General features: G+C 52.0%; 4 protein-coding genes. 2 read left to right on the forward strand and 2 right to left on the reverse strand.

Annotation, left to right across the window (positions count from 1 at the left end):
• Nucleotides 1-125: 125 nt before the first annotated feature.
• The gene (locus ABEB26_RS26560) at nucleotides 126-1,643 is read left to right on the forward strand and encodes an RHS repeat-associated core domain-containing protein (protein ID WP_345725119.1); all 1,518 of its coding nucleotides are present in this window, start codon (nucleotides 126-128) and stop codon (nucleotides 1,641-1,643) included.
• A 153-nt stretch (nucleotides 1,644-1,796) separates the two neighbouring features.
• Here ABEB26_RS26560 and ABEB26_RS26565 read toward each other — a convergent pair whose 3' ends face one another.
• Together ABEB26_RS26565 and ABEB26_RS26570 are read right to left on the reverse strand one after the other, a co-directional pair.
• Nucleotides 1,797-2,660 carry a hypothetical protein gene (locus ABEB26_RS26565; protein ID WP_345725120.1) on the reverse strand — a complete coding sequence of 288 codons (864 nt, stop codon included), beginning with the start codon at nucleotides 2,658-2,660 and terminating at the stop codon, nucleotides 1,797-1,799.
• 1,350 nt (nucleotides 2,661-4,010) lie between these two features.
• Entirely contained in the window at nucleotides 4,011-4,553 is a 543-nt protein-coding gene (locus ABEB26_RS26570) for a hypothetical protein (RefSeq protein WP_345725121.1), read from the reverse strand.
• Between the two features lie 405 nt (nucleotides 4,554-4,958).
• On the opposite strand from ABEB26_RS26570, the gene ABEB26_RS26575 reads away from it, so the two are divergent.
• Nucleotides 4,959-5,450 carry an HAD-IIIA family hydrolase gene (locus ABEB26_RS26575; RefSeq protein WP_345725122.1) on the forward strand — a complete coding sequence of 164 codons (492 nt, stop codon included), beginning with the start codon at nucleotides 4,959-4,961 and terminating at the stop codon, nucleotides 5,448-5,450.
• Nucleotides 5,451-5,587: the final 137 nt, after the last annotated feature.

Here is a 5,587-nt window from a genome sequence, read left to right on the forward strand (position 1 = left end):
GCGATATCACTGCAAAATGGGTCACGCTGCCAAACTGGGCACGGATTCGCAACCAATTGGCCATTCGCTTTGACGGACGCTTTCCGGGGTAATGGGGCGAAATACACAATCTACTTGACAGTCCCGTGGGGAATCGCACCAACGTCGCAACCACGGGGCAAACCCCATTCAGTTTCAGCTATGATGCCGCCAATCGCCTGATGACCAGTGGCTATACCCATGATGCCAATGGCAATCTGACAACGACCCCCGATGCGACCTACACCTATGACGCGGCGAATCGGGTGACCAGCAGTACGACCAGCGCAGGCACGACGACCTATGGCTATGATGGCTGGGGTAATCTCGTGCGGGTCACGACCAATGGGCAAGTGCAGGATCTCGTCTTGGATGAAGCGGCAGGATTGCCGCAGGTGCTGGGGACGGTGACTGCCAACGGTACGACCCGCGTGGCTCGCGATCCGGCGGGGTTACTGCATCAAACCAGTGGCGGGCAAGTCAGTACCTTGCTGACCGATCTGGTGGGCAGTGTGCGGCAGGGGATCACCCCGAGCGGAACAACCCTGTTCAGCCAAACCTTTACGGTGGATGGAGTGCCAGTTGCCCACAGTGGCAGCGCGACGAGTGCCTTTGGCTTTACGGGGGAATGGACGAACTCGCTCGATGGTTTAGTGTACTTGCGAGCACGCCACTATCTGCCGACCATGGGCCGCTTCATCCAACGCGATACCGATGCGGGCAGCAGCCTGGCTCCGGCCTCGTTGCATCGCTATGCCTATGTGGATAACAATCCGGCCACCTGGACCGACCCAACGGGCCACCGCAAAGGACTGCAACCCGATGGGTCATGGGAAGGATGTCAGATCATCCTTGGCAATCCCGAGGATCAATGTACGTGGCAAGACTATCTTGACTTCTTCAAATCCGACAGTGGCGATGATTTCTGGACGATGGTGAAACAAGGTGTCAAGCGGATTGAACGCCTGCCGCGCGATATCGTTCTTGGTGCGGTTGCAGCATACAATGATCCAATTGGGACGCTTGATGCGATGCGAAAAGCACCAGGCCAACTCGTTCAGACCTGTCTCCAAGGGACGCTCTGTTACAACTACGAAGCCCTCGGTGATTGTGTCTTTGATCTTGGCGGCATAGCGGTTGGAGGCGGATTTGGTGGGGCAGGGGTCGTTGATGACTTTGCTCGAATACGGCCAACACGAAAGAAGTTTGATTTAGGCACGGCGATTGGCGATTGGATGGATGATCCAGCTGTAAGAAATGGAATGCGAGTCAAACCCATCCCAGATTATTATGATGTAGTAGGACATGGACTGCCAGACTATATGTTTGGACCAGATAAGCAGAAATTAACTGCGAAGCAGGTAGCTGATATCATTAGGGCTCAACCAGATTATAAGGGCGGATCTATTCGTCTGATATCTTGTCATACTGGTACATGCCCTACAGGTTTTGCTCAGCAACTTGCAAACGAGATGAATGTTCAAGTTCTAGGTGCACATGGATCGGTTTTTGTTGATGAATTAGGGACAATGACGGTTTCAAATCCTATTATCGCAATCGAAGGGAAAAAATTTATAAGAAAACCTGGGCCTGGTATTTGGAGGGTTTTCTTCCCATCTAAATGATTTGATGCGTTAAATCAAATCTAGTACTGAGTATTCACTAAAGCTTGGTAAGAAAAGGGACGATTGTGACTATAGTAACAGGTACAATCGTCCCTTTTCTTATGAGAAGACGGATGTATAGAGGCAAGTGATAATGATAATTATCCATAGTATTTATTTGTCTATGTCACCATTCTCGAGCAAAGAACCAAAACGGAGATGAAATTGACGTTGTATTCCTGTCTCCAACCAATGACGGATGTACTGATCAAGGGCTTGAACGCGGTGGAATGGAAGGAATTGGATGAGTGCATGGACTCGACTTAATGGAATAGTGCACAAAAATCGGGCAATCCCGCGTAGATCATGTAGGGGGATTGTTGGTGTTTTCAAATAATCGATTAATTGCACTGAATCTTCGAGGAGTAGGAGATCGTATGGCAATGTTTCATAGGAGGGGTAATCTTCCCAGTTTCCTATCCCAGCACCAAACCAGCGAAACAATTCGCTAAAATAGGAGGTAGCGTGGGGATAAGCAGTTTTGAGTAGTGTCTGAATCTGCGACCGGTTAGACTGCAAGTTCAACACTATGGAGCGCTGGTCACGCAGGCATGGCGGAACGGAATGCCACCAGCGATCAAAGAGAGGACCTTGCGAACTTACCACCCATCCTGTTTCCATTTCGGCCTCCCATCCTTGCGTTTCTCGCCACGCATCAAGACCGACACGATCACAGAGCCATGCGTCAGAATTCCAGCGTGAGCAACGGAGTGAGCCGCTTGCGTCGATGCTGAACGTAGCAAGAAGCGTGTTTTTTGCGTGACACTCAAGCGCATAGTCGCCAAGACTCATAACAGCAAAGCCTGGTTCAGATGGTTCATGAATTCGTATTACCCAAGAGAGGCTGGCGATCTGGGAGAGATCAGTACACCAGCGGTGTGGGGTTTGGTGTGATGGATGTGTATAGAAGGCAATGGAGGTCGTCTGTGCAAAAACGGTATCCATATATGCCTGCGATGGTATAACTCTATAGCCCATAAGATTCCTCGTCATGCTATGTCATTCTCTCAATTATTCTAGCACATGCCATATCATGATAATCAAACACGCCATCGCATCCCCCATGAAGAGACGTGTCAAAAACAACTGTAGGAAGGGTGAAAGGGGCATTAATTTCTGTTAATATCAAGGGCCGACTTGTGTAGTGAGGGAGCTTTCGCATCTGCATACGCTCGATATCACGGCGAATCCGCTGCGGAGCTTTCCTGATTGGCTCCATACCATGCCACAGCTGCACGCCATCGAGTTTCAATTCCCACCTGACGACCTGGGATAGGGAAACGATTCGTGTTTTTAATGTAATGGTCAAAGCGCTGTTGCACGGTCACTTAATCTTCGTCGTCCAGCAAACGGTGGCAAGAACAACCGCCGATCGAGCACTGACCGCCTCATCGTGAATCACGCGGAGTGTGCAAAGGGCATTTGACCATTACAGATTCGTGTTTTTAAAGGCCATATTACATAATGCATAAAAAATGGGCATTCGTCCATACCAAAGATCGATCAAAAAGGATTAGCAGACATCGATTTTTGTTCTTTTGGTTAGCATGAGCAGATGTCGATTGGCCAAATTGGTGCATTATGGTATCCGCTAATCGTTATTAGCAGATGTGAATCGCCAAATGGCCCTAAAAAACACGAATCGGTGCCGCACCCCGACCTCGCCTTGCATGATCAGCAACACGCCTTGTTGGTCACCGGAGTGCGCTGCAATGTCCGTTCACTGCGGAGGGCATGAAAACGTCGGGGGCATGAACCGCGATGGCGGACAGCAGCACACGGTGGTGTCGATCAGCCGACTGGTTGCGATGTTGAAGCCGAAGCCCTCACAGTGGGAACCGTCAGCCCTTGAGACCGCTGCCTCCGAGTTTTTTTGCGCTCTCAGTTGTGAGCGCAGGAATCCAGCTGGCCCCGAAATGGTGCAGCGAACGGACGTGCTGCATGATACCGAACGAGGGTGCGGGTCGATTGCCTGAAAAGAGATCTTAAGTCGTGCAAGACAGAGGAATGATTTTTACGAGCGAAAGAAAAAGGCATGACGAGTGTATGGCGGCAAGCGGCGGTTCAGGCAGGCGACCATGCATCGACGATTGGCGGCATACTGTCATGGTATTAAACGCAGATCTCTCCGGTTTGCTGCATTGAACACCTGTGTGGTCTGATTTCAGACCACACTCCTCATATCCAGCGTGTTTTGTGGTCTCTTGCTGTCGTCAATGGGTTCTTTGGGACAAAAACGCGCTCTAGAACGACGAACAAGCGTTGTCATCCAGTGTTCTGATGGCAGCGCAGAGCCGTTAGCCGTTGCACCAAGAACGTTCCAGAACCTCACGCTCCTGACGGACGGCGATCATGTCCTTCATACTCGATACGAATTACAGGATGGCGTTGTGGGAGCGGCGGGTATTTGCGGGCGAGGATGCTGATGACGAAGGCCATGACACATGCAAGCATGATACCCCCTGTTCCGCCGACCATCAGCCATGGAATGCGGGCGGCATCCTCGGCCCATGGGGCAGGGAAGGTGTGTTCGAATCGCCGGATAAGCCGCTCGGTATGGCTGGCCACGACCAAACACAGCGGCATGAGTATGGCCGTCATGATCAGCATGCACCCCCATGCACTCCGCCAGAAGCGCGTCGTCGCAGCAACGATGCCAATGAAGACGAGCATGACAAGGAGGAGCATAATGCCCAGCTCACTGGCAATAACGGAATCCCCAAGAATATGGAGCGGGCCGGACAGGGGCTTTCGGAAGCCAGCACGGTGGAACATACCGATGATACAACTGCTGATACCGCCGATCCAGAGGAGCCAGATTCCCCATGTGCGCGGAATGTGGCGGGGGGATGGAGAGACATGATAGGTCATGGTAGCTCCTTCCTACGAGTAACACCAGCGAGAAAGCGGGCCGTTGCGCCATTGATAGGCTATCGATGGCGTGCCAATGGATAGTGATTGTGAGCGCTGGTCGCCTGTCTTCTTTCAGTATAGGAACGGGGGCTGGTGCTGTCAATGATGCCCGGATGAGCACGCACAATCACCTGTGCAGCACGGGCGGCGCTCAGTCTGGACCCGAATTTAGCCTACGTTCCCATACGCCGAAAAACGGCAATAGGCCGCAGCGGGCACATTTGAACAGAAACCTACGGTTTAGCGGTGGCAACGATTCGTGTTTTTTTGGGCCATTTGACACCAACAATTAATCAATCGGCACACATGCGCATGAAATTATGGCGTAGACTATCGACTATTCTATGATTACAGGAGAGAAATATGTTATATGTGTTTGACCTTGATGGCACACTCATTCAAGGCTACATGGACGGCGGCGATTATGCCCATGTGCAGCCATTGCCTGGAAGAATTGAAAAGCTGGCCGAGCTGCGTGCCGTTGGCCACACGGTTGCGATAGCGACCAATCAAGGGGGAATTGCATTCGGCTACAATTCCGAAGGTGACTTCAAAACCAAGCTGCTGGAGGCATTGCGTGCGCTGAAGCTCGCACGCGACACACCCGTCAAGGTGTGCTTCCACCATTCGACGGCGAGCATCGAGCGCTACCGCGACCCCGAAGGATGCGCCCGCAGGAAGCCGAGCGGATTAATGATCAAAGAACTGATGCAGGAGCTTGGATATAGCGCCGATCAGACTATGTATGTTGGGGATCGACCGGAAGATGATCAGGCGGCGGCGCATGCCGAAGTAGCCTTTATGTGGGAGCGAGATTTCTTCGGTCTTGGAGCAGAGAACTTCATGGCTCGTTAATGTGCCGTGGCGGAACGTGTCAATATTTTTGAGACAGGTGACGATCAGGAATTCCGTTTCAGCCGCGCTGGGTCGTCTGGCTGCGCAGCCACACTGAGCGGCGGGTTGATCCACGCCGCCGTTGGCACGGGTGGCGG

The sequence above is a fragment of the Herpetosiphon gulosus genome (assembly GCF_039545135.1).
GTDB lineage: Bacteria > Chloroflexota > Chloroflexia > Chloroflexales > Herpetosiphonaceae > Herpetosiphon > Herpetosiphon gulosus.